Consider the following 25301-nt stretch of genomic DNA (forward strand, 5'->3'; position numbering starts at 1 on the left):
CTAGCCTCGATGCCATGGCCCCCGACGGTCCCTTGACCGAAGGTAACCCGGACCCGGTGTGGCTCGGGGGATATGTTCCGGAAGTTAAAGCCCACGAAGGACCCGACCCGGTTTGTCCGACTCAACTCTGACCGAAAGCCAGCAGCAGGCCATGACCGACCTGTTCCGCAAGATCGCCCCGGTGGCCGACGAGCTCGGCCGCCTTTTCGTCGCCCAGGGCCATGAGCTGGCCCTCGTCGGCGGTCCTGTGCGCGACATCCTGCTCGGCCGCAGCGGCAACGATCTCGACCTGACCACCGACGCCCGCCCCCAGCGTGTGCTCGACATCGTGCGTGACTGGGCCGACGCCGTGTGGACGATCGGCATCGACTTCGGCACGGTGGGCCTGCGCAAGGGCAGCTGGCTGATCGAGATCACGACGTACCGCAGCGAGTCGTACGACCCGAAGTCCCGCAAGCCCGAGGTCATGTACGGCGAGACGCTGGAGGCCGACCTGGAGCGGCGCGACTTCGCGGTCAACGCCATGGCGGTGCGCCTGCCGGCCCACGAGTTCGTCGACCCGTACGGCGGGCTCCACGACCTGGCCGCCAAGCGGTTGCGCACGCCCGGCACGCCCGAGCGCTCCTTCGACGACGACCCGCTGCGCATGCTGCGAGCCGCCAGGTTCGCCTCCCAGCTCGGCTTCGACGTCGACTCGGGGGCCGTGGCGGCGATGACCGCGATGGCCGAGCGCATCGAGATCGTCTCCGCCGAACGCATCCGCGACGAGCTGGACAAGCTCATCTGCGGCACCTACCCCCGCGAGGGGCTGCGACTCCTGGTCGAGACCGGCCTGGCCGCGCACGTGCTGCCCGAGCTGCCCAAACTGCGCCTGGAGATCGACGAGCACCACCGGCACAAGGACGTCTACGAGCACACGCTGACCGTGCTAGAGCAGGCCATCGCGCAGGAGGAGGACGGCAAGCCGGACCGGATCCTGCGCTGGGCGGCGCTCCTGCACGACATCGGCAAGCCGAAGACGCGCCGCCACGAGCCGGGCGGGCGGGTGTCGTTCCACCACCACGAGGTGGTCGGCGCCCAGATGACCAAGAAGCGGATGACCGAGCTGAAGTTCCCCAAGGACGTGGTGGCCGACGTCGCGCGGCTGGTCGAGCTGCACCTGCGCTTCCACGGCTACGGCACGGGTGAGTGGACCGACAGCGCCGTGCGCCGCTACGTCCGCGACGCCGGGCACCTGCTCGACCGGCTCCACAAGCTGACCAGGGCCGACTGCACCACCCGCAACAAGCGCAAGGCGGCCGCGCTGTCGCGCACCTACGACCACCTCGAGGAGCGCATCGCCAGGCTCGCCGACGAGGAGGAGCTGGCCAAGATCCGGCCGGAGCTCGACGGCAACGAGATCCAGCGGATCCTGGGCATCGGGCCGGGGCCGGTGGTGGGGCGGGCCTACAAGTTCCTGCTCGACCTGAGGCTCGACAAGGGCGTGATCGGCAAGGAGGCGGCTACTGAGGCGCTGTTGGAGTGGGCGAGATCGAACGACCTTGGCGGGTGATCATCCGGTAGGCGAGCGCCGCCAGGGGGTAGCCGATGGAGACGATCACGACCGCGAGGTATGACTTCCCGTCCGCCGGCAGGATCGCCGCCGACAGGGCCGCGGCGAGGACGTACATGCCGTTGAACAGCATGTCGTAAAGGGAGAACGCCCGCCCCAGGTAAATGTCCTCCACGTCGCGCTGGACCGTGGTGTCGGCGCAGATCTTGACGCTCTGCCCGGCCACGCCCAGCACGAAGCCCAGCACCGGCAGCCCCCACTCCTGGAACGGCAGCGCCAGCGCCGCCGTCATCACCCCGGCCGCGGACAGCGCGATCGGCACCCAGCGCTCGATCGAGAACCGCTCGGTCGCGTACGGGGTGACGATCACCGCCAGGAAGTAGCCGACGCCGGACGTGGCCACGAGCAGGCTGGCTCCCTCCAGCGCGGCGTTGGCGTCGCCGTCGTAGAAGTAGTAGCGGTAGAGGATGATGCCGAGCGCGGTGGCCATGCCGTAGAAGAAGCGGTGCGCGGCCATCGCCCCCATGGTGGCGGCCGCGACGCGGTGACCGACCAGGTGCTTGGCGCCGTCCACGAGACCGACGACCACGTTGCGCACGGCCTGGCGGGCCTGCGGCCTCTCGGGGTCGTACCAGGGGCCGAGCAGCTCACGGTCCATGGTGCGCGCGACCAGCGCGCTCAGCCCGAACACCACCCCCGAGGTGACCAGCAGCAGCGCCACGCCGAAGTCGTCGCCGCCGAACACCATGCGCAGCAGCAGCCCCACACCCGCGCCCACGAACGTGACCACGGTGCCCGACGTGGGCGTGACCGCGTTGGCCGCCATGAGCCGGTCGGCGGGCACCACGTGCGGCAGCGACGCGCCGAGCGCGGCCAGGAAGAACCGGTTGACCCCGAGCACGGCCAGCGCCGCCGCGTAGAACGCGGGATCGGGCACGTCGGCGGCCACCAGCCCGGCCGCGAGCAGCAGCAGCGCGCCGCGCACCATGGGGGCGACCACCAGGATCTGGCGGCGCGACCAGCGGTCGATGAACACGCCGACGAAGGGGCCGAGCACGCTGTACGGCAACAGCAGCACCGCCAGCCCGGCGGCCACCTGCAGCGCGGTCGTCTGGCTCTCAGGGCTGAAGAAGGCGAATCCGGTCACGCCGAACTGGAAGATCCCGTCGGAGAACTGGGAGACCAGCCGCGTGCCGAACAGCCGTCGGAAGTCCTTGCCCTTCAGGACCACGCGGAGGTCGGCGACGAATGACACGCCGCCAGCCTAGCCCTCTAGGATCCCTTGCAGGTTGTTGCAGCAGGTGGGTCCCATGTTCCGAATGGCCCTCATGATCTCGTAGGCTTCATAGCGTGACGAATGAGGAACACGTTGTGCTGGTCGATCGCGACGGCCGCGCGCTCGGCACCGCGCCCAAGACCTCGGTGCACGGGCGTGAGACCCCGCTCCATCTGGCGTTCTCCAGCTATGTCTTCGATCACGAAGGCCGCGTGCTGCTCACCAAGCGGGCCGATCACAAGATCACTTGGCCGGGCGTCTGGACCAACAGCTGCTGCGGTCATCCGCTGCCGGGCGAGGCGGTGGATCGGGCGGTCCTGCGGCGGCTGTCGTACGAGCTGGGGATCGTCGCCGAGCGCGCCGACCTGTTGCTGCCCGCCTTCTCCTATCGCGCCGTCATGGCCAACGGCATCGTCGAGCACGAGCTCTGCCCCGTCTACCGGGTCACCGTGGACGGTCCTGTGGTGCCTAACCCGGATGAGGTGGGGGAGGCCCGGTGGATGCCGTGGAAGGAGTTCGCCGAGGGAGTCCAGAACGGCCTGCTGGCGATCTCGCCGTGGTGCCGCGAACAGGTCCCCCTGCTGACCGAACTCGGCTCCGACCCCTTGACCTGGCCGCCCGCCTCCGCAGAAGCCCTGCCCCCGGCCGCCCGCCTCTAGCCCGCCCCATCGCCTCTCGGCTCGCTGGCCGCGTGACGACAGTCTGCGCGCCGGGGCGGAGACGCGGACGGGCAAAGCGAGGCGCCGCACCCCGAGACAGCAGGTGCGGCGCCGTACGGTCAGGCCGGCGTCAGCGTTCGACCTCGCCCCTGATGAACTTCTCGACGTACTCCCGAGCCTCGTCGTCCGAGAACTGCTTGGGCGGCGACTTCATGAAGTACGACGAAGCCGACAGGATCGGCCCGCCGATCCCCCGATCGAGGGCGATCTTGGCGGCCCGGACGGCGTCGATGATGATGCCCGCCGAGTTCGGCGAGTCCCACACCTCGAGCTTGTACTCCAGGTTGAGCGGCGTGTCACCGAAGGACCGCCCCTCCAACCTGACGTACGCCCACTTGCGGTCGTCCAGCCACGGCACGTGGTCCGACGGCCCGATGTGGACGTCGGCCTTGCCCATCTCGTGCGGGATCTGCGAGGTGACCGACTGCGTCTTGGAGATCTTCTTGGACTGGAGCCGCTTACGCTCCAGCATGTTCATGAAGTCCATGTTGCCGCCGAAGTTGAGCTGGTACGTGCGCAGCAGCTCCACCCCGCGGTCCTCGAACAGCTTGGCCAGCACGCGGTGCGTGATCGTGGCGCCCACCTGCGACTTGATGTCGTCGCCGACGATCGGCACCCCGGCGTCGGTGAACTTCTGGGCCCACTCGGGGTCGGAGGCGATGAAGACCGGCAGCGCGTTGACGAACGCCACACCCGCGTCGATGGCGCACTGCGCGTAGAAGCGGTCGGCCTCCTCTGAGCCGACGGGAAGGTAGGAGACCAGAACGTCGACCTCGTTGTCACGGAGCACCTGGACCACGTCGACGGGTGCCTCGTCGGACTCCTCGATGATCTCCCGGTAGTACTCACCCAAGCCGTCGAAGGTATGACCGCGCTGGACCGTCACCCCTGTGGGCGGCACGTCGCAGATCTTGATCGTGTTGTTCTCGCTGGCGACGATCGCCTCCGAGAGGTCGCGGCCGACCTTCTTGGCGTCCACGTCGAACGCCGCGACGAACTCGACGTCGCCGACGTGATAGTCGCCGAACCTCACGTGCATCAGGCCCGGGACCCGTGTGTCCGGGTCGGCGTCCTTGTAGTAGTGAACGCCCTGGACCAGCGACGACGCGCAGTTGCCGACACCGACAATGGCCACGCGAACCGAACCCATCGCACTCGCTCCCTTACTCATCAGTTGACGTGGTATCTGTTTCGGGCCTCTCCTCTGATGAGGCCCGACGCTCCGTTGCGATCAGCTCGTTCAGCCAGCGCACCTCGCGCTCGACCGACTCGAGCCCATGACGCTGCAGCTCGAGCGTGTAGCTGTCGAGGCGCTCCCGGGTGCGCGCCAGCGCCGTCCGCACGGCGTCGAGCCGCTCCTCCAGCCGGCTACGGCGGCCTTCGAGTATGCGCAAACGCACCTCGGCCTCGGTGTGCCGGAAGAACGCGAAGTGCACCCCGAAGCTCTCGTCCTCCCAAGCGGAGGGCCCGGCCTGCGTCAGCAACTCCTGCAGCCGTTCTTTGCCCTCTGCGGTCAGCTTGTAAACGATCTTCGATCTGCCGCCGACGATCGTGGTGGGAGCCGGCTGCTCCTCCGCGATGAGCCCTTGGGCCAGAAGCGATCGCAGACACGGATAGAGCGATCCGTAGGAGAACGCACGGAACATCCCCAGCAGGGCGTTGAGCCGTTTGCGCAGTTCGTAGCCGTGTAGCGGCTGCTCGTGCAGCGACCCGAGCACGGCCAGTTCCAAGACCCTGCCTTGCCCGCCGGCCATGGGAACCGCCCCCTCTCGCGTCGATGTATCGAGCCGATACATCCCTAGGATAGGTCCCGTCGCTATATCGCGGCAATCTGTGGATTTCCTGAGTCGTTGGGATGATCCGTTGAAACGCCGTAGTCTGGCGCTCATGTGGTCACAGCGAAGGGTGGTGGATTACGGCCTCGCGAAAAGGGCGGTGGTCCGCTCCCTGCGTGCCGGACGCACGTCGCGCGGCGAAGTCTGTGACGCACAGCCCTACCTCCTTCGCGCGGCACGCCACTTCGGCGAGCCGACCGAACGCCTCTGCCCGGTCTGCGAGAGGGAGAACGTCACCAACGTGACCTACGTCTACGGCGATGCGCTCGGGCGGCATGCCGGTCAGGCAAAGGTCGCGTCGGAACTCGCCGCCATGGCCCATGATTACGATGAGTTCCGGGTGTACGTCGTCGAGGTCTGCCAAGGTTGTTCCTGGAATCACCTGACGGTTTCGTACGTCCTCGGGAACGGACCGCCTGACCTCGCCGGCCAAGCGTGAAGACCGAGGGCGGCGAGAGACCTCACGCCCAACCGCCGTTTCAGTTCCGACGACAGTGCGAGGACGTGTGAGTAACAGCATGAATGAGGGGACGGCCCGCCCAGGGAGGCGCCGTCGCTCCAGCTCATCCCGTTCTGTGCCCCAAGGTTCTCCACCGCAAACCGGCGAATCCCCAGGGGGATCGGCGCAGCAGCAGCGTCGTCCGGAAGCCGCCTACGAGCAGACGGGGGCCATGGCCGCGCAGCCGTACGACGACGCTCCACCGCCCCGGCGTGACGCCCCTGCTCCTCAGCGCGGCGACCAGCCGCCGCCGCGCTCGCGTGCGCGCGCCCGCCAGGACACGCGCACGGTGAGTAATCAGGAGACCGTGGTCAGCGAGGGCCCGCGCCGCTCGCGCAGGAGGCAGCAGAGCGGACCGCCGGAGCCTCCCAGACCGCCGGGGCCGCCTGGGCCGCCTGGGCCGCCGACGAAGACGCGCGGCGGCTGGCGCAGGTTCGTGCCGAGCTGGAAGATCGTCGTGGCCGGCATCGTGGTGGTCATGGCCGGCCTCTTCGGCATGATCATGGTGGCGTACGCCAACACCACGGTGCCCACCGGCACCCAGGACGCGGCGACCGCGCAGCAGAGCACGATCTATTACAGCGACGGCAAAAGAGAGATCGCCAGGCTCGGCATGAAGCGCGAGGCCGTCAAGCTCCACCAGATGGCGGAGAGCGTCAGGGAAGCCACGATCGCCATCGAGAACAAGACCTTCTATGAGGACTCCGGCATCTCGATCCCCGGCATGATCCGGTCCCTGTGGATGACCGCCACCGGCCAGCAGCTCCAGGGCGCCTCGACGATCACCCAGCAGATGGCCCGCAACTACTTCGACGGCCTCAGCCAGGAAGTGTCGATCAAGCGTAAGGTCAACGAGATCTTCGTGGCCGTCAAGCTCGACGACACCATGTCCAAGGACCAGATCCTCGAGACGTACCTGAACACGGTCAACTTCGGCCGGGCCTACGGCGTGCAGGCCGCCGCGAGGGCGTACTTCGGCAAGAACGTCACCGCCGACAAGCTGACCCCCGAGCAGAGCGCCTATCTGGCCGCGCGCATCCAGCAGCCCAACTGGGAGGCCGACGAGCCGGCGCTCCGGGCACGCTTCCAGAGTGTCATCAACAACATGGCCGAGGTCTGGCCGGAGAAGTACGGCCAGCTCAAGCAGACCGCCAAGTTCCCGAAGACGGAGAAGTACAAGGACACCAACGTGCTGGGTGGCATGAAGGGCTACATGGTGAAGGAGGTCCTGAAGGAGCTGGAGACCCGCCACGGCCTCACCCCCGACGAGGTCGAGAGCGGCGGCTTCAAGATCATCACCACCTTCGACAGGAAGCTCATGCTGGCGGCGCAGGAGGCCGTCACGAGCACGATGAAGGGGATGAGCAAGGAGTATCACGCCGGCCTGGCCGCCGTGGACCCGCGGAACGGCCGCGTCGTGGCGTTCTACGGCGGTTCCGACTACATCACCGATCCGTGGAACGAGCCCTTCGAGTCGAAGAAGCAGGCCGCCTCCGCGTTCAAGCCGTACGTGCTGGCCGCCTGGCTGCAGGCCGGCTACTCGCTCAAGAGCTACGTGCCCGGCAACGACACGGTCCCGGAGGAGATTCCCGGCTTCGAGCGCGGCCTCAGGAACAGCCACAACGTGGGCAGCGCCGTCGACGTGGTCAAGGCCACCGCCGACTCGGTCAACACCGCGTTCGTCTCCATGGCCTACGCCCTGCCCAACAAGATCGAGGACGTGAAGAACCTCGTCGAGGCGGCCGGGTTCAACCAGAAGGACATGGAAAAGGACATCGCGGACCACCAGTACCAGTTCGCGATCGGCAGTGCCCCGGTGACCCCGGTCGAGCAGGCCGCGGGCTACGCGATGTTCGCCAACGGTGGCAAGTACATCCGCTACCACGTGGTCAAGCAGGTCAAGGACGCCACCGGCAAGGTTGCCTATCCCGAGCAGGCAGTCAGCAAGCGGGTCATCGACGAGGGCGTCGCGGCCGACGTCACGGTGGCCATGCAGGCAGTACTCCAGCGAGGCACCGCGGCAGGCAAGGGTCTGGGCGCCCGTCCGGCGGCCGGGAAGACCGGCACCAACAACAACGAGAAAGAGGCCTGGTTCGTCGGCTACACGCCGCAGTACTCCACCGCGGTCGGGTTCTACCGCGAGCAGTGCGTGACGAAGAGCGGCAAGGTCGTGCCGCCCGTTCACTCCAACTGCCCGATCACGCCCGGCGGCAAGCCGCACAAGAAGTACAACATCAACAACCCCTACACCACCGTCCGCGAGGTGTCCCTGGGCTTCGAGGGCGCCGGTCCGCCCACCCAGGCGTGGCAGAAGTTCATGCTGCTCGCGCACGAGGGCAAGCCGGTCGAGCAGTTCCCGCAGAAGGCCGAGGTCGGCATACCCGAGAACATCGTGCCGAGCCCGACGCCCACGCCGTCGCCCAGCGCCAGTCCCGAGGACCCGTTCGCCGACGACGACCCGTTCAACGACCAGGACCCGAACGCCGACGACCAAGGGTGCCTCTTCCCGCCGTGCGACGGTGCTCCCACTGGTGACGACGACACCACCGGCGACGACGGCACCGTGAACGACGGATTCCCGCAGGGCGGCGACGACGGAACGATCGGCGGCGGTCAGGTGCCCGCGGCGCGGCCCACGGGGCGGGAAGAGGGCTGGTGACGACGACCGAGGCACGCGTCCCCTTGATGGCGCGTGCCATCCCGTTCCTCCCCCTGGGGCTGATCGCGGCCCTGGGGGCGACCCTCGCGTACGTGGTGCGGCTGCCGTGCCGGACCGGGGGCTGGAACGACCAGGTGTCGACGTACACCAACTTCTGCTACACCGACATCTACCCGCTCTACTTCGACCGGCAGCTGGCCACGCAGAACCCCTACTTCGCCGACGTGCCCTTCGACAAGCAGGTCGAATACCCGGTGGTGCTGGGCGAGGTCATGCAGGTGATCAGCTGGATCGCCCGGGCGCTGGAGGCCGACAGGGTCGCTCAGGCCGTGAGGTTCTACGACCTCACGGTCATCCTGCTCGGCATCTGCCTGGTGATCGGCGTCCTGCTGATGGCCGCGGTGGCCGGGCCGACGCGGCGGTGGGACGCGCTCTGGTACGCGATCTCGCCGGCCGTGGTGCTGGCCGCGTACATCAACTGGGACCTCGTCGCGGGCGCGCTGTCGATGGGCATGCTGCTGGCCTGGGCGCGGCACCGGCAGGTGCTGGCCGGAGTGCTGCTGGGGCTGGCGATCGCGACGAAGTTCTACCCGTTGATGTTCGCGGGCGCGTTGTTCCTGCTCACGTTGCGTACCGGGCGATGGCGGCCGTTCCTCGTCACCATCGGGTCGGCGGCGGCCACGTGGATCGTGGTCAACGCGCCGTTCATGATCTTCGCGTGGGAAGGGTGGCGCAGGTTCTACGTCTTCTCCGCCGAGCGCGGAGTCGACTGGGGCTCGCCGTGGCTGTTCTTCCAGAACAAGGGTTGGCCCATCCTCGGCGAGTGGGACGTCAGCACGCTCGGCATGGTGTCGCTGGGCGCGCTGTGTCTGGGCATCGCCGTGCTGACGCTGGCCGCGCCGCGCCGGCCGCGGCTGGCGCAGATCTGCTTCCTCGCGCTGGCCGCCTTCATGATGACGAACAAGGTGTGGTCGCCCCAGTTCGTGCTGTGGCTGGTGCCGTTCGCGGTGCTGGCCAGGCCCAACTGGAAGCCGCTGGCGCTGTGGCAGCTGGCCGAGGTCTGGTACTTCGCCGCCATCTGGCTCTACCTGCTCGCCCAGGCGCCGTGGGACCGGGACGACCTGGGCATCGGTGATGACACGTACTTCACCGCCGTCTGGGGGCGCATCATCACGATCGGCATCATGATGGCGTTCGTGGTGCGGGACATCCTGCGGCCGGACAAAGACGTGGTGCGGCAGGCCGACATCGACGACCAGGGGGGCGGCGTCTTCGACGACGCCCCTGACCGGTTCACGCTGGCGTCCGCCGGGCGATGATCACTCGCTCGGCCGGCCGGGACGCACTGCTGCTCTGGTTCGGGTCCCGGGCCGGGTTGCTGGTGGCCACGCTGCTCGGCGCGACGCTGAGCGGATACGCCGAGAAGTGGCGCAAATGGGACGCCGGGCTGTTCATCGCGATCGCCCAGTACGGCTACGACGGCGAGCCGGGCAGGCCGGCGGACGAGGGACTGCCCGCGTTCTTCCCCGGCCTGCCCGCCGTGCTGCGGGTGGTGCACCTCGTGGTGCCCGACTGGGCGGCGGCCGGGCTGCTGATCTCGCTGGTCTCGGGCGCCGTCGCCATGGTGGCCCTGGCCAGATTGGCCGAGCTCGAGGGCGCGAACGGGTGGATGGCGGTGCTGGCGCTGCTGGTCTTCCCGACGGCGGTGTTCCTGGCGGCCGGCTACAGCGAGTCGCTCTTCCTGGCCTTCGCCATCCCCGCGTGGCTGGCGGCCAGGCAGGGGCGCTGGCCGCAGGCGGTGTTGCTGGCGGCGGGGGCCTCCTGTGTGCGAATCACCGGCTTGTTCCTGGCGGTGGCGCTCGTCGTGGAGTTCTTCGCCGGCAAGGAGGCGCCGCGGCGGGCCGGGTGGCTGGTCGTGCCGTTCGTACCGCTGGTGGCGTACTCGTTCTATCACTACCGCAGGTCGGGCGACTGGCTGGCGTGGAAGCACGCGCAAGAGGCCGGCTGGGGGCGGGAGTTCGAGTGGCCGTGGGAGGCGTGGAAGACGACCTGGCGTTCGGCCATGGGCGCCGGCGAGTTCGCGGTGGCCTTCCGCATGGAGATCGCCGGGGCGTTGGTCGCCGTCGCGGTGCTCGTGTGGCTGCTCGTGCTGCGCAGGTGGAGCGACCTGGCCTACACCGGGGCACAGGCGGCGGCGCTGATGACGTCGGCGTACTACCTGTCGATCCCGCGCTCACTGGTGCTGTGGTTCCCGCTGTGGGTGCTGGTCGCGAAGGTCGCGACCAGGCGAGCGTGGGTGCTCGTGCTCTATGCCCTGATTTCTGGGCCGCTCATGCTGGTCAACACCGCCCGATTCCTGAGTGGAGCGTGGGCGGGCTGAAATCTATACCCGTTTCTTCGTCCCGGTAATCCAGGGAAGTTATCCACAGGCTGTGTGTATTCGCTAGAGGTTCTTCCTCAGGAACGCGATGTCGTCCGCCTGGCCGGCGGCGGGCGTCTCCACCACGATCGGAGCCCCGGCCGCCCGGCACACCGCCAGGATCAGCTCCGAGTCGATCTTCCCCTGACCGAGGTTGGCGTGGCGGTCGGCGCCCGAGTCGAAGTCGTCACGCGAGTCGTTGCAGTGGACCAGGTCGATGCGGCCGGTGATGGCCTTGACCCGGTCGACCAGGTCGACCAGCTCCTCGCCGCCCGCGTGCGCGTGGCAGGTGTCGAGGCAGAAGCCCACGTCGAAACCGTCGAGCGCGTCCCAGAGCCGGGCGATGCGCTCCAGCTTGCGCGCCATGGCGTTGCCGCCGCCCGCGGTGTTCTCGATGAGCACGGGGATCGGGCACTCCATGCGCTCGAACACCTTGCGCCAGTTGTCGAACCCCTTTTGCGGGTCGTCGTTCTTGTTGACGTGGCCGCCGTGCACGATCAGCGCCTTGGCGCCGAGGCCGGCCGCCGCCTTGAGATGCTGCTCCAGCAGCTTGCGGCTGGGGATCCTGATGCGGTTGTTGGTCGTCGCCACGTTGATCAGGTAGGGCGCGTGGATGTAGATGTCCACGCCTTCGACCGGCTTGGCGGGCAGCACGGGCTTGCCATAGCCCTGGGGATCGCCGAGGAAGAACTGCACCACCTCGGCCCCGACCTCCGCGGCGTGAGCGGCGGGATCGTCCTGATCGACATGAGCTCCGATACGCAGCATGGCACCGAGCCTATCGGCAGCAGGGGGCCTGGGGCGGAGAGCGGTGGCTTGCGTGACCATCAAACTCGAGCGACGAGCGGTGGCTTGCGTGATCAGCGGAGCCTCGTGCGAGCGCGACCATCAGCACGTTTGCGGACACGGTGATAGGGCAGTCGCAGAGCGCCCCCTACACGAGGAGAAGCGACATGACAAGGTGGCGCTGGCGGGCGCTGATCTTATTGATTTACGTGGTGATCGGGATCTACATCGCCTGGGTGTACGACTACATCACGGTGGGGCTGCTCAGGGACCTCGCCGAGGCGTTGCTGGCGGTGTTCCTCTGGTTCCTCGTCCTGCTCGGGATAGACCTGCACATCGGGTGAACGACATATGCGAACGGCCCCGGAACTCCGGGGCCGTTGCTCATGGGTGGGGGAGGAAGCCCCCGTGGGCGATGCCTAGCGCGGCCCCCACGAACGATCCCACGATCCCGACGATGTTGAGCGAACGCTGCGGCGTGGTCGCCGAGACGTACTGAGAGTAGAGCCCGACACCGAACCCGAGCGTGCCGACCCAGGCAGAGATGGCGTGCGCGGCGACCCAGAACGTCGAGACGAACGCCACCACGCCGAGCACCAGCGTGGCGACGGCCAGGATGTTCTCGACCGGGTGCGGACGATCGTCGGTGTTGAGCGTGAGCCTGAACCGCTCCCTCTCGGAGGGATGAAGCACATGTGGCACTGCCACCACCCCCTTCAGGTTTCCTACAGGCCTTCCCACGTACCTGCGGCTGGTAACGTGGGGCACGCTGCGTTGTGATGGGTGATCCGTCGCCGGCGGTGCCGAAATGGGCGCCTCCGGTCCCAACGTCAGCGTCCTCCTGTCACGGCAGAGCGTCGTGACCGCAAGAGTCCAGAGGAGGTTGGAGTCCCGCATGCGTCGTTACGAAGTAATGGTCATTCTGGACCCTTCGCTCGATGAGCGCACCGTCGCGCCGTCCCTCGACCAGTTCCTCACCGTGGTCCGCAACGACGGCGGCACCGTGGAGAAGGTCGACGTCTGGGGCCGTCGCCGTCTCGCCTACGACATCAACAAGAAGTCCGAAGGCATCTACGCCGTCATCGACCTGTCCGCGGAGCCCGCGACGGTCAAGGAGCTCGACCGGCAGATGAACCTCAACGAGGGGATCCTGCGCACCAAGGTCCTGCGTCCCGACGTGCACTGACACCCGGCTTTTTGTCGGGGAAGACCCGTAGTCTGAGCCGTAACCGAAGCGAAGGCGTGCAGGAAGGCGAGCGCTAGCCATGGCAGCAGGCGACACCGTAATCACCATCGTCGGCAATCTCGTCGACGACCCGGAGCTGCGCTTCACCCCAACGGGGCAAGCGGTGGCTCGATTCCGCATCGCGTCCACTCCGCGGTTCATGGATCGCCAGACCAACGAGTGGAAGGATGGCGAAAGCCTCTTTCTGACCTGCAACGTGTGGCGGCAGGCGGCGGAGAACGCCGCTGAGAGCCTCCAGCGCGGCATGCGGGTCATCGTGCAGGGGCGGCTCAAGCAGAGGTCCTACGAGACCAAGGAAGGCGAGAAGCGCACGGTCTACGAGGTCGAGGTCGACGAGGTCGGCCCGTCCCTGCGCAACGCCACCGCCAAGGTCAACCGCACCTCCCGTCAGGGCGGTGGCGGCGGCTTCGGTGGCGGCGGCCCGGCCGACGACCCGTGGGCTTCCGCGACGCCCGCCCCGTCCCAAGGCGGCGGCTACCAGGGCGGTGGCGGCGGCTACGGTGGCGGCCAGCAGGGCGGCGGCGGCTTCGGCGGCGGTGGCGGCGGCAACGACTTCAGCGACGAGCCTCCCTTCTGACGTCAAGAATCGCGAAGCGCGTCTCTTGACGTCATGTAGGACAGCAAGGCCCGAAGGGCCTTTCCATCCATCAGTCCGAGTCCATTCCCGCCCCGAAGGCGGGGCTCTGAGAGGAGCACCACGATGGCTAAGCCGGCACTGCGCAAGCCGAAGAAGAAGGTTTGCCTGTTCTGCCACGACAAGATCTCTTACGTCGACTACAAGGACACGGCGCTGCTGCGGAAGTTCATCTCCGACCGCGGCAAGATCCGTGCGCGTCGGGTGACGGGCAACTGCACCCAGCACCAGCGCGACGTGGCGACCGCGATCAAGAACGCCCGTGAGGTGGCCCTGCTGCCTTACACGAGCACCGCGCGCTAAGGAGGACTTGTCGACATGAAGCTCATCCTCACCAACGAGGTCTCCGGCCTCGGCACCCCTGGCGACGTCGTCGAGGTCAAGGACGGCTACGGCCGCAACTACCTCATCCCGCGCGGCTACGCCATGCGCTGGACCCGCGGGGCCGAGAAGCAGATCGAGACCATCCGCAAGGCTCGCGACGCCCGCGAGATCCGCGACCTGGGCACCGCCAAGGAGGTCGCCGGCCAGCTCGGCGCCCTGCGCGTCCGCCTGACCACCCGCGCGGGTGAGTCCGGCCGCCTGTTCGGCTCGATCACCACGGGCGACATCGCCGAGGCCGTCAAGGCCGCCGGTGGCCCGCAGCTCGACCGCCGCCGCATCGAGATCGTCAACCCGATCAAGAGCGTCGGCTCCCACCGGGTGACGGTCAAGCTCCACCCGGAGGTGTCTGCATCCCTGGATGTAGAGGTCGTCGCCGGCTGACGTTTGTGATCAAGGCCCCGTCCGTCAGGAGCGGGGCCTTTTTCATTCGTTACGCGCTGCCGTGATCGGCCACCCACCGTACGTCGGTTGACGGAGCGGCGAGCCTGGGGCGGAGAACGGCAGCTTGCGTGACCATGAGCAGGTCTCTCCAGGAAACGGCCGCGGACCCTTCACCGGCTGAGCGCCGCTACGCGAGCCCCACGTTGCCCGGTTGCCGTGCTGAGGAGGCACCCTGGCGGGTGAATACCGCTCGACCTGCGTAGAATGCGTTCGTTCTTCTGCACGTTCCCCCTGGAGGCAAAGGCCATGGCCCGTTCCTTCATGCTGCTCGCCCTGGCCGTGGCAGTCGTTGGTTGCGCACCTGTGGACAACACCGCAAGTACGGCGTCGGCCAGTCCCGCGGCGTCCACCGCCTGCACAAAAGAGCAGCTCAAGCTTCTCAACCCCGGCAAGCTCACCATCGGCACCGACAAGCCGGCCTTCGAGCCGTGGTTCAAGAACGACGACCCCGCCAACGGGCAGGGGTTCGAGAGTGCGGTGGCGTTCGCCGTGGCCGGCGAGCTCGGTTTCGACCGCAGCGAGGTTCAGTGGGCCACGGTCAAGTTCGACTCGGCGTTCGCTCCCGGGGAGAAACAGTTCGATTTCGATATCAACCAGGTGTCGATCACTCCTCAGCGTGCGGAGGCCGTCGACTTCAGCAAGGGCTACTACACCGTCAAGCAGGCCGTCGTCGCGGTCGAGGGCGGCAAGTACGCCGAGGCCAAGACTCTGGCCGAGCTGAAGAACGCGAAGATCGGTGTGCAGGTGGGCACGACCTCGCTCGCCGCCGTCCAGGGCATCATCAAGCCGACAGCCGAGCCCAACGTCTACAACGAGCAGATCGACGCCGTCAACGCCCTGAAGAACAACCAGGTGGACGCGCTGGTGGTCGACCTGCCGACGGCGTTCTACGTGACCGCCGCGCAGGTCGAGAACTCGAAGATCGTGGGGCAGTTCAGCTCGACGGGTGGCGCGCCGGAGGAGTTCGGGCTGGTCATGGAGAAGGGCAGCCCGCTCAAGCCGTGCGTCGACAAGGCCGTGGACGCGCTGAAGTCCAAGGGTGAGCTGGCCAAGATCGAGCAGCAGTGGCTCGGCTCGGCCGCGGGCGCGCCCGAGCTGAAATGAGCGAGTGGGTCAAGTCCGAGCGGCAGGCTGAGCGGGAGCGGATCCGCAGATCGCACGCCCGCCGCTCGGCGTCGATCGCGACGGCCTCGACGGTTGTGTTCATCGTCCTGGTCGTGTCGGTGGTGACGAACGCGCCCGGCTGGCCGCGGGTGCAGGAGAAGTTCTTCAGCTGGAAGCATTTCGCCGATGCGATGCCCGACGTGGCCAGCGGCTTCCTGCTCAACATCAAGATCTTCCTCATCGCCGAGGTGCTGATCCTGATCGTGGGGCTGCTGGTGGCGTTGGCCAGGAGCATCAGGACGCCCGCGTTCTTCCCGATCCGGGCGCTGGCCACCCTCTACACCGACATCTTCCGCGGCGTGCCGACGATCCTGGTGATCTACCTGATCGGGTTCGGGCTGCCCGCCCTCCGGCTCCAGGGCATCCCGTCCGACCTGGTGACGCTGGGCATCATCGCGTTGACGCTGTCCTATGGCGCGTACGTGGCCGAGGTCTTCCGCTCCGGCATCGAGTCCATCCACCCGAGCCAGGTGGCGGCGGCCCGCTCGCTCGGGCTGAGCCACGGCAAGACCATGCGGTTCGTGGTGCTGCCGCAGGCCACGCGCAGGGTCGTGGTGCCGCTGCTGAACGACTTCATCTCGCTGCAGAAGGACACGGCGCTGGTGGCTACCCTCGGCCCGCTGGAGGCGCTCAGGCAGGCGCAGATCCACGTGACCAAGACGTTCAACTACACGCCCTACCTGGCGGCGGCACTGCTGTTCATCCTGCTCACCATCCCCCAGGCCAGGTTCACCGACCACCTGGCGGCCCGCACGCGCAGGAGGCGTGGCGCATGAGCATTCTGTCGATCGAGGGAGTGTGGAAGAACTTCCACGGCCACAGCGTGCTGCGTGGCATCGACCTGGAGGTGAGCTCGCACGAGGTGGTGAGCCTGATCGGCGCCTCCGGCTCGGGCAAGTCCACGCTGCTGCGCTGCATCAACCTGCTGGAGACGGTGGACGACGGCACGATCCTGCTCGAGGGCGAGGACATCACCGATCCCCGGGTGAACGTCGACGACGTGCGCAAGCGGCTGGGCATCGTGTTCCAGGCGTTCAACCTGTTCCCGCACATGACCGTGCTGGACAACATCACGCTCGCGCCCCGCCAGGTGCACCGGGTGGCCAAGGAGCAGGCCGAGGAGCAGGCGCACGAACTGCTGGCCAGGTTCGGACTGGCGGACAAGGCGCGGGCGTACCCCGACCAGCTGTCGGGCGGGCAGCAGCAGCGGGTGGCCATCATCCGGGCGCTGGCCACGCAGCCCAAGCTGATGTTGCTCGACGAGGTGACCTCGGCGCTCGACCCGGAGCTGGTGGTGGAGGTGCTGGGGATCATCAGGGAGCTCAAGGAGTCGGGCATGACGATGATCCTGACGACGCACGAGATGGGCTTCTGCCGCGAGATCTCCGACACGGTGTGTTTCCTCGACGGCGGCGTACTACTGGAGAAAGGGCCGGCGGAGAGGGTCTTCACGGACCCGGAGAACCCCAGGACCAGAGAGTTCCTCCGGAGCGTGCTCGCGACCAGGCGGTTCTAGCGCCGGTGGCGGCCGCGTGCGGGCGGTTCGGCCGGGCGGGCGGGGCGGGCCAGGAGGCTGTGGCGGCGGCCGTACACGAGGTAGACCAGCAGGCCGAAGGCCATCCACAGGGTGAACCACGCCCAGGTGAGCACCCGCAGGTTGACCATGAGCCAGAGCGTGGCCACCAGTGAGAGCGCGGGCACCAGCGGCGAGAGCGGCACCCGGAACCCCCGCTCCAGGTGCGGCATGCGGCGCCGCATCACGATCACCCCGGCCGCCACGAACGCGAACGCGAACAGCGCCCCGATCACCACGAGCTCCTGCAGCGTGAGCACAGGCACGAACTCGGCCAGCACGATCGCCACGAGCCCGATCACCAACGTCACCCGCGACGGTGTGTGGTAACGGCGGCTGACGGAGGCCAGGCCACGCGGGATCAGCCCGTCGCGCGCCATCGAGAACAGCACCCGCGTCTGCCCCACGATCAGCACCAGGATCACGGTCGTCAGCCCGAGCACCGCTCCCGCGTCGATGACGTGGGCCATCCAGCCGACCCCCGCCGCCCGGAACGCGCTGGCCAGCGGCGCCTCCACGGAGATCTTCGTGTACGACACCATCCCCACCATGACCAGCGCCACCGCGATGTAGATGACGGTGGCGATCACCAGGCTGCGGATCATGCCCTTGGGCACCGCGCGAGGCGCGTTGACGGTCTCCTCGGCGGCGGTGGCCACGACGTCGAACCCGATGTACGCGAACGCGATGGCCGAGGCCGCCGTGAAGATCCCGAACCACCCGAACGCGTGACTCTCCCCGACGACCACTTCGAGCACGGTCGTCGGCGTGGTGGCGAGCGTCTTGGGCGCCGCGTAGAAGTCGGCGAAGTTGGCGGTGTCGATGTGCGTCAGGCCCACGACGATGACCGCGCCGATGGCCAGCAGCTTGGCCGCCACCATGATCCACAGCGCGCGCAGCCCCACCCGGGCGTTCAGCGCCACGACGCCGGTGAGCAGCACCAGGATCACGAGCACGAGCACGTCGGCGGCGAGGTCGGGGTTCGGTACGCGGACGCCGAGGTTCGTGATCGCGCCGACCGTGATCAGGCCCCATGCCCTGGCCACGACGGCGGCGGCGAACTGCAGTTCCAGGATCAGCGCCCAGCCGATGATCCAGGCCCAGACCTCGCCGAAGATGACGTACGTGAAGGTGTAGGCGCTGCCCGAGGTCGGCATGGTGGACGACAGCTCGGCGTAGCACAGGCAGGCCAGCAGGCAGGCGATCCCCGCGATCATGAAGGAGAGGATCACGCCGGGACCCGCCGTGGTGGCGGCCTGCTGACCGGCGATGGAGAAGATGCCCGCGCCGATCATCACGCCGAGCCCGAGCACGACGAGGTCAGCCGGGCGGTAGAGCTCAGCCAGGCTGTGCCGGGCGCCGGTGCGCAGGCCGGTCGCCTCCGAAGGAGGCAGTCGTCGCAAGATCGTGGACAATGAACACCCCACTCAGGGAACTCGCCCACAATGTCTCACCACTTGGACAACAGCAAGCACGAGAGCATTACAGTGGACCGCGTTCAGCGGTCCGCTGCAGGTAGCGGTGTTTGCACCTACAGTGGACCGCGTTCAGCGGTCCACTGCAGGCGGCGGACCTACGCTCCGGTCACCAGCCAAGCGGTGCCCGCGGCGCGGCGCACGAGAGTGATCATACGGGCGATCATCCACACGCCCAGCGCGCACCAGAGGGCGACGACGCCGAGACCCGAGGCCAGGGCGGCGGCAGGCAGGTACGCCAGCGTCGTCCACACCCCCGCCCACGCCAGATAACGCTGGTCGCCCGCTCCGATCAGCACGCCGTCCAGCACGAACACCACCCCGCACACCGGCTGGAACAGCGCCACCGGCCACATCAACGCCAGCAGCAGCTCGGCGACCACCGGCTCGGCGTCGAACAGCCCCGGCAGCACCGGCCTGGCGGCGACCACGAACAGGCCCAGCACGACTCCTGACCAGACGCCCCACTGCACCATGCGCCTGGTGGCCGCCCGGGCGGCGGCGACGTCGCCGCCGCCGAGCGCGCGTCCCGTGATGGCCTGCCCCGCGATGGCGATGGCGTCCAGTGCGAATGCGAGGAGCGTCCACACCTGGATGGCGATGGCGTACGCGGCCAGCTCGGCCTCGCCCATCCTGGTGGCGATCGTGGTGGCGGCGAGTAGCACGATCCGCAGGCAGACCGTGCGGATGAACAGCGCGAACCCGGCCGTACCCGCCTGTTTGATCCCGGCCAGGCCGGGTGTGAGCGGCGTGCCAAGCCGCAGCGCGCCTCTGGCCACCACGACCAGGTAGACGGCGGCGCCCAGCGTCTGCGCCAGTACGGTGCCCCACGCCGACCCGGCGATGCCCCAATGCAGCCCCAGCACGAACCAGGCGTTCAGCGCCGCGTTGAGCGCGAAGGACCCGATGGCCACGACCAGCGGCGTGACCGTGTCCTGCAGCCCCCGCAGCACGCCGGTCCCCGCGAGCACGACCAGCATGCCCGGCGTGCCGAGCAGGCTGATCCGCAGGTAGGTCACGGCCTGTTCCGTCTGTCCGGGATTGGCCCCGAACAGCTCTACGACGGCCGGCGCCAGCGGCCAGCAGACGACGATCAACGCCACGCCGATGCCCAGCGCCAGCCAGATCCCGTCCACACCGTTGCTCATGGCCCGCGCGTGGTTGCCCGCCCCGCTCTGCCGCGCCACGGACGCCGTGGTGCCGTAGGCGAGGAAGACGCACAGGTTCACCAGCGTCGCGAGGACCGCACCCGCCACGCCCAGCGCGCCCACGGCCGTGGTGCCGAGTCCATGGCCCACGATGGCGTAGTCGGCGAGCAGGAAGAGCGGCTCGGCGACGAGCGCCCCGAACGCGGGCACGGCCAGCCGCAGGATCTCCCTGTCTTTGGGTGTAATGGGCATTTGTCCATTATGGCCATTACACGGCGTGTCGGCACAACTTTCTTTCCTCCACAGCCGGTGGACATCGTTATCCCAGGTCAGAGGCGCTTCGGTGGATATCGGAAAGAGTTATCCCCAGCCTCCGTCCACAGGCCGTTCACACCCTGGGCGCAATAGTGCACAGCTTGACCACAGGGTTGTCCACAGGCCGCGTTGCCGTGAGGTCTCCGACTCCGCGAAACTGTCACACCGGTCGACTACAAGTGGGGGTGGTGCGACCGCCTGCAAGGTTGTTCGAGGGGGCGCGGTGAGCATTGACGAAGAGACCGGCGCAGGTCCGGGTCCTGGTTTCGAGCGCACACCGCCGCACAACATCGAGGCGGAGCAGTCGGTGCTGGGCGGCATGCTGCTGTCGAAAGACGCGATCGCCGACGTCGTGGAGATCCTGCGGTCCGACGACTTCTACCGGCCCGCCCATCAGATGATCTACGACGTCATCACCGACCTCTACGGCCGCGGCGAGCCGGCCGACGCCGTCACGGTCTTCGACGAGCTGCAGAAGCGCGGCGAGATGGCCCGGGTGGGCGGCGCCGCCTACCTCCACACGCTCACGGCCGTCGTCCCCACCGCGGCCAACGCCGGCTACTACGCCAAGATCGTCAGAGAGCAGGCCATACTCCGCCGCCTCATCGAGGCCGGCACCCGCATCGTCTCCTACGGCTACGGCGGCCAGAACGAAGAGGTCGACGACCTCGTCGACCGCGCCCAGGCGGAGATCTACAAGGTCACCGAGCGCCGCACCTCGGAGGACTACGCGCCCCTGGCCGACATCATGCCCGGCGCCCTCGACGAGCTGGAGGCCATCGGCAGCCGCGGCGGCCAGATGGTCGGCGTCCCCACCGGCTTCCAAGACCTCGACCAGCTCACCAACGGCCTCCACCCGGGCCAGATGATCGTCGTGGCCGCCCGGCCCGCCATCGGCAAGGCGCTCGCGCTCGACACGCCGCTGCCCACGCCGACCGGCTGGACCACCATGGGAGAGGTGCAGGTCGGCGACTACCTGATCGGCGCCGATGGCAAGCCCACTCGCGTGGTGGCGGCCACCGACGTCATGCACGGACGCCCCTGCTACGAGGTGGAGTTCAGTGACGGCACGGTGATCGTGGCCGATGCTCAGCACCAGTGGCTCACCGACACGCGCGCGTCCCGCGAGTCGGCGCAGGCGGCGGCGGTGCGCTACAACCGCTACCGCAATCAGCGGACGTTCGCAGAGGTGCGCACGACCGAGGAGATCGCCGCCACGCTGCTGTGCAACACCGCAGACAAGCGGCTGAACCACACGGTTGTCAACGCCCGACCGCTCGAACTGCCCGACCGCGACCTGCTGATCCCTCCCTACGTGCTGGGCGTCTGGCTCGGTGCCGGCCACTCGAACGGGCCCCGGTTCACCACCGGCCATCCGGAGATTGCCGAGCAGGTTGCCGCTGAAAGTATCCGGGTGGAGAGCCGGGGCGGACTCCTGTACTCGATGCGGCCGCCCGAGTCGGCGCCGATCGCCGAACGGTCGTGCATCGTGTGCGGCACGCCCTTCACGCCTCAGACATCGCAGGTGCGGACCTGCGGCAGGGTGTGCGGCGGCAAGTCGAAGAACTCCCCGCACGGCCCGTCCCAGCCACCCAAGTGTCCCGACTGTGGCGGCCCGTCCAACGGGTTGCGCCAGTGCCAGGAGTGCCGCAACGATCATGGCACCATGAACGCTCTGCTGAGGAAACTGGGGGTACTGAACAACAAGCACATCCCCGGCGAGTACCTGCGCGCGTCCGAGGGGCAACGCAGAGCGCTTCTGGCGGGCCTGCTGGACACCGACGGATACATCAACACCCTCGGCACCGTCCAGTTTGGCGTCACGAACCGCCGCCTGGCGGAGGACGTCTGGGAGTTGATCCTGAGCCTGGGATATAAGGCGTCCTGGACGTCCGAGCCGGTGCGTGGACGCACCGAGGCCAGCTCAACCTGTTACACGATCACGTTCACGCCTTCCGACAAGGTATTCCGGTTGAGCCGAAAGAACGCCCGCGTGAAGACGAACGTCCACCCCGAGGCGACTTACCGGTACATTACCGACGTTCGGCCCGTGACGTCGGTGCCGGTGCGATGCATAGAGGTGGACAACACAGACCACATGTACCTCGCGGGGCCGACTTGGATCCCCACCCACAACTCCACCCTGGGCCTCGACTTCGCCCGCTCAGCGGCGATCAAGCACGGGATGACCACGGTCATCTTCTCGCTGGAGATGTCACGCAACGAGATCACCATGCGTCTGCTGTCCGCCGAGGCTCGTGTCGCGCTGCATGCCATGCGGTCCGGGATGATGGGCGACGACGACTGGACGCGTCTGGCCCGCCGGATGAGCGAGGTCGCCGAGGCGCCGCTGTTCATCGACGACTCGCCAAACATGTCGATGATGGAGATCAGGGCCAAGTGCCGGCGGCTCAAGCAGCGCAACGACCTGCGGTTCGTGGTCATCGACTACCTCCAGCTGATGAGCTCGCCGAAGAAGACCGAAAGCCGTCAGAACGAGGTCTCCGAGATCTCCCGAGCGATCAAGCTGCTGGCCAAGGAGCTCGAGGTCCCGGTCATCGCGATCTCCCAGCTCAACCGCGGCCCGGAGCAGCGTACGGACAAACGTCCCCAAGTTAGCGATCTGCGTGAATCTGGAAGTATTGAGCAAGATGCGGATATGGTTATTTTGCTCCATCGCGAGGATGCCTACGAGCGCGAATCGCCCAGGGCGGGTGAGGCCGACCTTATAGTTGCAAAGCATCGAAATGGTCCAACCGCCACCGTTACTGTTGCCTTCCAGGGACATTATTCTCGCTTTGTTGACATGGCTGCCCACTAGTACTACTCGAGCCCATGGAAGGCAAGCTATCCGAGGTGCAGAAGGCGGAGTGTTGTTCAGCGTTACGCGGCAGGTGAAAGTGCTTCGAGAATCGCGGGGTCCTTCGGCATTTCTCGTCAGGCCGTCGTCGGCATCCTACGCCGACGTGGTATCGCGATACGCACCAACGCGAAGTTGACCACAGAACAGAAGGCGGCGGCTGTCGAACGCTACATGGCAGGTGAAAGCTCTACACGGATCGCAGCCGCATTCAAGGTATCGGATATGGCCATTTTGGGTGTTCTCCGTGGACGCGGAGTGGCGATACGTGGCAAGCATTCCCTGCGAGAGGGCGCCTTCGACGATCTTACTGCTGATGCCGCGTACTGGATTGGGTTCCTTTTTGCGGACGGGACCATTCACTTTCGAGAAGGGTTGAAACCCCAGATTGGTGTGGGTCTGTCCAAGCGTGATCGAGAGCATCTTGTTCGGTTGCGGGATTTTCTCGGCTCGACTCACGCGATCTCGGACATATCTTCCAATCAATCATGCATCTTCACGGTACGATCTGAAAGACTAGCAAATAGGCTTCTCGCTCTTGGTCGTTACAACGACTCAATAGATCGCGGTCTCGCCACCTCACGCCATTTTTGGCGTGGCGTCATGGATGGAGACGGCTCAGTGGGCGAGTATGGCGGAAAAGCGCAAGCGAGGCTTTTCGGAAAGCGTCAGTTGTTGGAAGCGTTCAACGAGTTCCTTGCTTCCCATGGCGTGACGGGGCTCTCGGTGCGCCCACACAAGAGCATCCATGTTATTGGCACAACCGGCAAGCCGGCCATGAAGATCATCCATCTGTTGTATAACGACGCTCCAACGGCGTTGGACCGTAAAGCAGATAGAGCCCGTCGCATTCTGGCACAGGAGGCATCGCATGCCCCTGATAGTGGCCAAGCATCGTAACGGCCCAACGGCCACGGTGACCGTGGCCTTCCAGGGCCACTACAGCCGTTTCGTCGACATGGCCCAGCACTGATCAGCGGTCGTGAGGGCCTCAAGGATCTTGACATCGATATGGCATGTGTCAGATCGGTGAGAAGGCGTCTGCGAACCACCGGTCTCCTTCAGCGTCGGCCTCGCCCAGCACCGGCTACACCGCCAAGGTCGCCAAGAACGCCGACTGGATCCGCGTCGACCTGGCCAAGGCAGAACACGGCACAGTCGTTTTCTGCCTTGGCCGAGAGCGTCACACCGGCACCTGGACCTACTGAAGCCTCACCAGGAATGAGAAATCCAGTTTGGTCCTGCGGTTCAGCGGGATATCGATCTTGACTCTGTGAGCGATCTCATTACGGCTGATGCCCAATCCATGAGCGATGAGCCATTCGGGACGGACTGGCACAGGATCGTCGAAGGTGACCGTGATCTGAAGGGGCCGCGGATCCTCGGGAACGGGAGGTGCGTGGAGTTCCCAGCACCCGTCCCAATCGAGCGCGAACCGGTTGCGCCGGGCGATCAACGGGTCGAGAAGGGTATCCGCGACGAGGGAAGGCGAGTTGGCCGAGTAACCGGCCAGAAGGTCAGCGGGCAGTGAGCGGACCGGGACGCGATCGTGGACGGCGAGCTTGCCGGTCCGGCCACAGGAAACGCAGTTGACCAGGAGCCAGACACCGAGAAGTTTGCCGTTGTCGATGACGCGGAACCTGCCGTCGCCGACGGTGGCGCGGTGAGAAGGGCAGTCCACGCATTGGAGGGCGAGCAGGGGCAGGCGGGTGCGCCGCACCACCCAGGGCAGCACGATATGAGGATGTGAAGACATGATCTCTCTGAAGACCTGACGAAGAGCACGGAAAACAGAGCCGACGGCGTCGTCGGCGACCGATGCACAGGGAAGTGTCAGGTCTAAAGAGCGGGCGGCGTCATGCGCGCGAAGTCCTCACGTGGGGGTCGTTTGCCGGTGCGGGCCGATGCTCAGCTCAGGCGGGCTCGCAGGAGGCAGAATTCGTTGCCTTCGGGGTCGGCCAGGACGTGCCATTGCTCCTCGCCGGTCTGGCCGACGTCGGCCGGGCGCGCCCCGAGCTTCAGGAGGCGTTCGAGTTCGGCGTCCTGATCGCGGTCGGTGGCGTTGACGTCGAAGTGCATCCGAAGCTTGCCCGTCTTGGGCTCGGTAGTGGGGATGAAGATCAGAGTCGGCTGCAATCCGCCGAACCCTTCCCGCGGCCCTATCTCCACCGCGCCGTCGTCGTCGGTGTCGAGCACGACGAAGTCCAGCACCTCGCACCAGAACACCGCAAGCCGCTGCGGATCCTGGCAAGGGATGATCAGTTCGGAAATGCGACAAGCCATGATCGGGCATCCTACTGGGCGTCAACCGTACGC

Annotated in this window: 27 protein-coding genes and 1 pseudogene; 18 read left to right on the plus strand and 10 right to left on the minus strand. The window is 67.1% G+C overall.

Annotation, left to right across the window (positions count from 1 at the left end):
• The first annotated feature begins 151 nt into the window (after positions 1-151).
• Positions 152-1552: a CCA tRNA nucleotidyltransferase gene (locus ID574_RS12920; protein ID WP_188189544.1), complete on the plus strand. Its 1401-nt coding sequence runs from the start codon at positions 152-154 to the stop codon at positions 1550-1552.
• Here ID574_RS12920 and ID574_RS12925 read toward each other — a convergent pair.
• On the minus strand, positions 1503-2807 hold the full coding sequence (locus tag ID574_RS12925; protein ID WP_188189033.1) for an MFS transporter: 1305 nt from the start codon (positions 2805-2807) through the stop codon (positions 1503-1505). The two genes, ID574_RS12920 and ID574_RS12925, sit on opposite strands and share 50 nt — an antisense overlap.
• Positions 2808-2902: 95 nt before the next feature.
• Between ID574_RS12925 and idi the strand changes: the two genes are divergently transcribed.
• Positions 2903-3487, plus strand: a complete 585-nt coding sequence (gene idi / locus ID574_RS12930; RefSeq protein ID WP_188189034.1) for an isopentenyl-diphosphate Delta-isomerase — start codon at positions 2903-2905, stop codon at positions 3485-3487.
• Between the two features lie 130 nt (positions 3488-3617).
• Here idi and ID574_RS12935 read toward each other — a convergent pair whose 3' ends face one another.
• Positions 3618-4697, minus strand: coding sequence for an inositol-3-phosphate synthase (locus tag ID574_RS12935; RefSeq protein ID WP_188189035.1), 1080 nt, complete (start codon positions 4695-4697; stop codon positions 3618-3620).
• A 13-nt stretch (positions 4698-4710) separates the two neighbouring features.
• Complete coding sequence (locus ID574_RS12940) at positions 4711-5301, minus strand: PadR family transcriptional regulator (RefSeq protein WP_188189036.1); 591 nt, start codon at positions 5299-5301, stop codon at positions 4711-4713.
• Positions 5302-5380: 79 nt separating this feature from the next.
• On the opposite strand from ID574_RS12940, the gene ID574_RS12945 reads away from it, so the two are divergent.
• Complete coding sequence (locus ID574_RS12945) at positions 5381-5821, plus strand: DUF5318 family protein (RefSeq protein WP_223166635.1); 441 nt, start codon at positions 5381-5383, stop codon at positions 5819-5821.
• A 357-nt stretch (positions 5822-6178) separates the two neighbouring features.
• Here the strand turns inward: ID574_RS12945 and ID574_RS12950 are convergent, their stop codons facing one another.
• Positions 6179-6361 (minus strand): hypothetical protein, encoded by a 183-nt coding sequence (locus ID574_RS12950; RefSeq protein WP_188189037.1) that lies wholly within the window; start codon positions 6359-6361, stop codon positions 6179-6181.
• Between ID574_RS12950 and ID574_RS12955 the strand changes: the two genes are divergently transcribed.
• From ID574_RS12955 to ID574_RS12965, 3 genes are read left to right on the plus strand one after another with little or no spacing between them, the layout of a single operon-like run.
• On the plus strand, positions 6360-8540 hold the full coding sequence (locus tag ID574_RS12955; protein ID WP_188189038.1) for a transglycosylase domain-containing protein: 2181 nt from the start codon (positions 6360-6362) through the stop codon (positions 8538-8540). The genes ID574_RS12950 and ID574_RS12955 overlap by 2 nt on opposite strands.
• Entirely contained in the window at positions 8537-9859 is a 1323-nt protein-coding gene (locus ID574_RS12960) for a glycosyltransferase family 87 protein (RefSeq protein ID WP_188189039.1), read from the plus strand. Before ID574_RS12955 ends, ID574_RS12960 begins: the two co-directional genes overlap by 4 nt.
• Positions 9856-10920, plus strand: a complete 1065-nt coding sequence (locus ID574_RS12965) for a mannosyltransferase family protein (protein WP_188189040.1) — start codon at positions 9856-9858, stop codon at positions 10918-10920. Before ID574_RS12960 ends, ID574_RS12965 begins: the two co-directional genes overlap by 4 nt.
• Positions 10921-10983: 63 nt before the next feature.
• On the opposite strand, the gene ID574_RS12970 is transcribed toward ID574_RS12965, so the two are convergent.
• Positions 10984-11727: a deoxyribonuclease IV gene (locus ID574_RS12970; RefSeq protein ID WP_188189041.1), complete on the minus strand. Its 744-nt coding sequence runs from the start codon at positions 11725-11727 to the stop codon at positions 10984-10986.
• A 185-nt stretch (positions 11728-11912) separates the two neighbouring features.
• Here ID574_RS12970 and ID574_RS12975 point away from each other — a divergent pair, with 185 nt between their 5' ends.
• Entirely contained in the window at positions 11913-12089 is a 177-nt protein-coding gene (locus ID574_RS12975; protein ID WP_188189042.1) for a hypothetical protein, read from the plus strand.
• A 40-nt stretch (positions 12090-12129) separates the two neighbouring features.
• Here ID574_RS12975 and ID574_RS12980 read toward each other — a convergent pair whose 3' ends face one another.
• On the minus strand, positions 12130-12447 hold the full coding sequence (locus ID574_RS12980) for a hypothetical protein (protein ID WP_223166636.1): 318 nt from the start codon (positions 12445-12447) through the stop codon (positions 12130-12132).
• Between the two features lie 193 nt (positions 12448-12640).
• Here ID574_RS12980 and rpsF point away from each other — a divergent pair, with 193 nt between their 5' ends.
• The 7 genes from rpsF to ID574_RS13015 all read left to right on the plus strand — a co-directional run bounded on the left by rpsF (position 12641) and on the right by ID574_RS13015 (position 17130).
• A complete protein-coding gene (gene rpsF / locus ID574_RS12985; protein WP_055504125.1) occupies positions 12641-12931 on the plus strand; it encodes a 30S ribosomal protein S6 in 291 nt (96 codons plus the stop codon).
• Positions 12932-13010: 79 nt separating this feature from the next.
• Positions 13011-13568, plus strand: coding sequence for a single-stranded DNA-binding protein (locus ID574_RS12990; RefSeq protein WP_188189043.1), 558 nt, complete (start codon positions 13011-13013; stop codon positions 13566-13568).
• Positions 13569-13691: 123 nt separating this feature from the next.
• Complete coding sequence (rpsR, locus tag ID574_RS12995; protein WP_020543048.1) at positions 13692-13928, plus strand: 30S ribosomal protein S18; 237 nt, start codon at positions 13692-13694, stop codon at positions 13926-13928.
• Between the two features lie 15 nt (positions 13929-13943).
• Complete coding sequence (gene rplI, locus ID574_RS13000) at positions 13944-14390, plus strand: 50S ribosomal protein L9 (protein WP_188189044.1); 447 nt, start codon at positions 13944-13946, stop codon at positions 14388-14390.
• 264 nt (positions 14391-14654) lie between these two features.
• Entirely contained in the window at positions 14655-15554 is a 900-nt protein-coding gene (locus tag ID574_RS13005) for an ABC transporter substrate-binding protein (protein ID WP_223166637.1), read from the plus strand.
• Positions 15551-16390, plus strand: a complete 840-nt coding sequence (locus tag ID574_RS13010) for an amino acid ABC transporter permease (RefSeq protein ID WP_188189045.1) — start codon at positions 15551-15553, stop codon at positions 16388-16390. The genes ID574_RS13005 and ID574_RS13010 overlap by 4 nt, the downstream gene beginning before the upstream one ends.
• Positions 16387-17130 (plus strand): amino acid ABC transporter ATP-binding protein, encoded by a 744-nt coding sequence (locus tag ID574_RS13015; RefSeq protein WP_188189046.1) that lies wholly within the window; start codon positions 16387-16389, stop codon positions 17128-17130. The genes ID574_RS13010 and ID574_RS13015 overlap by 4 nt, the downstream gene beginning before the upstream one ends.
• Here the strand turns inward: ID574_RS13015 and ID574_RS13020 are convergent.
• Both ID574_RS13020 and ID574_RS13025 read right to left on the minus strand, forming a co-directional pair.
• A complete protein-coding gene (locus tag ID574_RS13020; protein ID WP_188189047.1) occupies positions 17127-18590 on the minus strand; it encodes an APC family permease in 1464 nt (487 codons plus the stop codon). The genes ID574_RS13015 and ID574_RS13020 overlap by 4 nt on opposite strands.
• A 170-nt stretch (positions 18591-18760) precedes the next feature.
• Entirely contained in the window at positions 18761-20062 is a 1302-nt protein-coding gene (locus ID574_RS13025; RefSeq protein ID WP_188189048.1) for an MATE family efflux transporter, read from the minus strand.
• A 382-nt stretch (positions 20063-20444) separates the two neighbouring features.
• On the opposite strand from ID574_RS13025, the gene dnaB reads away from it, so the two are divergent.
• From dnaB to ID574_RS13045, 4 genes and pseudogenes are all read left to right on the plus strand, one after another.
• Positions 20445-22946, plus strand: a complete 2502-nt coding sequence (dnaB, locus tag ID574_RS13030) for a replicative DNA helicase (RefSeq protein ID WP_442939299.1) — start codon at positions 20445-20447, stop codon at positions 22944-22946.
• Between the two features lie 174 nt (positions 22947-23120).
• Positions 23121-23885, plus strand: coding sequence for a hypothetical protein (locus ID574_RS13035; RefSeq protein ID WP_188189049.1), 765 nt, complete (start codon positions 23121-23123; stop codon positions 23883-23885).
• A pseudogene (locus ID574_RS13040) lies at positions 23863-23958 on the plus strand (DnaB-like helicase C-terminal domain-containing protein); the annotation flags it as partial. The gene ID574_RS13035 and the pseudogene ID574_RS13040, both read left to right, overlap by 23 nt.
• A gap of 43 nt (positions 23959-24001) precedes the next feature.
• Positions 24002-24193, plus strand: coding sequence for a hypothetical protein (locus ID574_RS13045; RefSeq protein WP_188189050.1), 192 nt, complete (start codon positions 24002-24004; stop codon positions 24191-24193).
• Here the strand turns inward: ID574_RS13045 and ID574_RS13050 are convergent.
• Both ID574_RS13050 and ID574_RS13055 read right to left on the minus strand, forming a co-directional pair.
• A complete protein-coding gene (locus ID574_RS13050; protein ID WP_223166639.1) occupies positions 24187-24720 on the minus strand; it encodes a DUF1062 domain-containing protein in 534 nt (177 codons plus the stop codon). The two genes, ID574_RS13045 and ID574_RS13050, sit on opposite strands and share 7 nt — an antisense overlap.
• 173 nt (positions 24721-24893) lie before the next feature.
• Complete coding sequence (locus ID574_RS13055; RefSeq protein WP_188189052.1) at positions 24894-25268, minus strand: VOC family protein; 375 nt, start codon at positions 25266-25268, stop codon at positions 24894-24896.
• Between the last annotated feature and the right edge of the window lie 33 nt (positions 25269-25301).

The organism is Nonomuraea sp. SYSU D8015, assembly GCF_008065375.1.
Lineage (GTDB): Bacteria > Actinomycetota > Actinomycetes > Streptosporangiales > Streptosporangiaceae > Nonomuraea.

What these genes read in the sequence shown, in the direction of transcription:
- ID574_RS12920 (WP_188189544.1), top strand. Translation starts at nt 152, where the DNA reads ATGACCGACCTGTTCCGCAAGATCGCCCCGGTGGCCGACGAGCTCGGC.
- ID574_RS12935 (WP_188189035.1), bottom strand. Translation starts at nt 4,697, where the DNA reads ATGGGTTCGGTTCGCGTGGCCATTGTCGGTGTCGGCAACTGCGCGTCG.
- ID574_RS12940 (WP_188189036.1), bottom strand. Translation starts at nt 5,301, where the DNA reads ATGGCCGGCGGGCAAGGCAGGGTCTTGGAACTGGCCGTGCTCGGGTCG.
- ID574_RS12955 (WP_188189038.1), top strand. Translation starts at nt 6,360, where the DNA reads ATGGCCGGCCTCTTCGGCATGATCATGGTGGCGTACGCCAACACCACG.
- ID574_RS12950 (WP_188189037.1), bottom strand. Translation starts at nt 6,361, where the DNA reads ATGACCACCACGATGCCGGCCACGACGATCTTCCAGCTCGGCACGAAC.
- ID574_RS12965 (WP_188189040.1), top strand. Translation starts at nt 9,856, where the DNA reads ATGATCACTCGCTCGGCCGGCCGGGACGCACTGCTGCTCTGGTTCGGG.
- ID574_RS12970 (WP_188189041.1), bottom strand. Translation starts at nt 11,727, where the DNA reads ATGCTGCGTATCGGAGCTCATGTCGATCAGGACGATCCCGCCGCTCAC.
- ID574_RS12975 (WP_188189042.1), top strand. Translation starts at nt 11,913, where the DNA reads ATGACAAGGTGGCGCTGGCGGGCGCTGATCTTATTGATTTACGTGGTG.
- rpsF (WP_055504125.1), top strand. Translation starts at nt 12,641, where the DNA reads ATGCGTCGTTACGAAGTAATGGTCATTCTGGACCCTTCGCTCGATGAG.
- ID574_RS12990 (WP_188189043.1), top strand. Translation starts at nt 13,011, where the DNA reads ATGGCAGCAGGCGACACCGTAATCACCATCGTCGGCAATCTCGTCGAC.
- rpsR (WP_020543048.1), top strand. Translation starts at nt 13,692, where the DNA reads ATGGCTAAGCCGGCACTGCGCAAGCCGAAGAAGAAGGTTTGCCTGTTC.
- rplI (WP_188189044.1), top strand. Translation starts at nt 13,944, where the DNA reads ATGAAGCTCATCCTCACCAACGAGGTCTCCGGCCTCGGCACCCCTGGC.
- ID574_RS13005 (WP_223166637.1), top strand. Translation starts at nt 14,655, where the DNA reads ATGCGTTCGTTCTTCTGCACGTTCCCCCTGGAGGCAAAGGCCATGGCC.
- ID574_RS13010 (WP_188189045.1), top strand. Translation starts at nt 15,551, where the DNA reads ATGAGCGAGTGGGTCAAGTCCGAGCGGCAGGCTGAGCGGGAGCGGATC.
- ID574_RS13015 (WP_188189046.1), top strand. Translation starts at nt 16,387, where the DNA reads ATGAGCATTCTGTCGATCGAGGGAGTGTGGAAGAACTTCCACGGCCAC.
- ID574_RS13025 (WP_188189048.1), bottom strand. Translation starts at nt 20,062, where the DNA reads ATGCCCATTACACCCAAAGACAGGGAGATCCTGCGGCTGGCCGTGCCC.
- dnaB (WP_442939299.1), top strand. Translation starts at nt 20,445, where the DNA reads ATGCTGCTGTCGAAAGACGCGATCGCCGACGTCGTGGAGATCCTGCGG.
- ID574_RS13045 (WP_188189050.1), top strand. Translation starts at nt 24,002, where the DNA reads ATGTGTCAGATCGGTGAGAAGGCGTCTGCGAACCACCGGTCTCCTTCA.
- ID574_RS13055 (WP_188189052.1), bottom strand. Translation starts at nt 25,268, where the DNA reads ATGGCTTGTCGCATTTCCGAACTGATCATCCCTTGCCAGGATCCGCAG.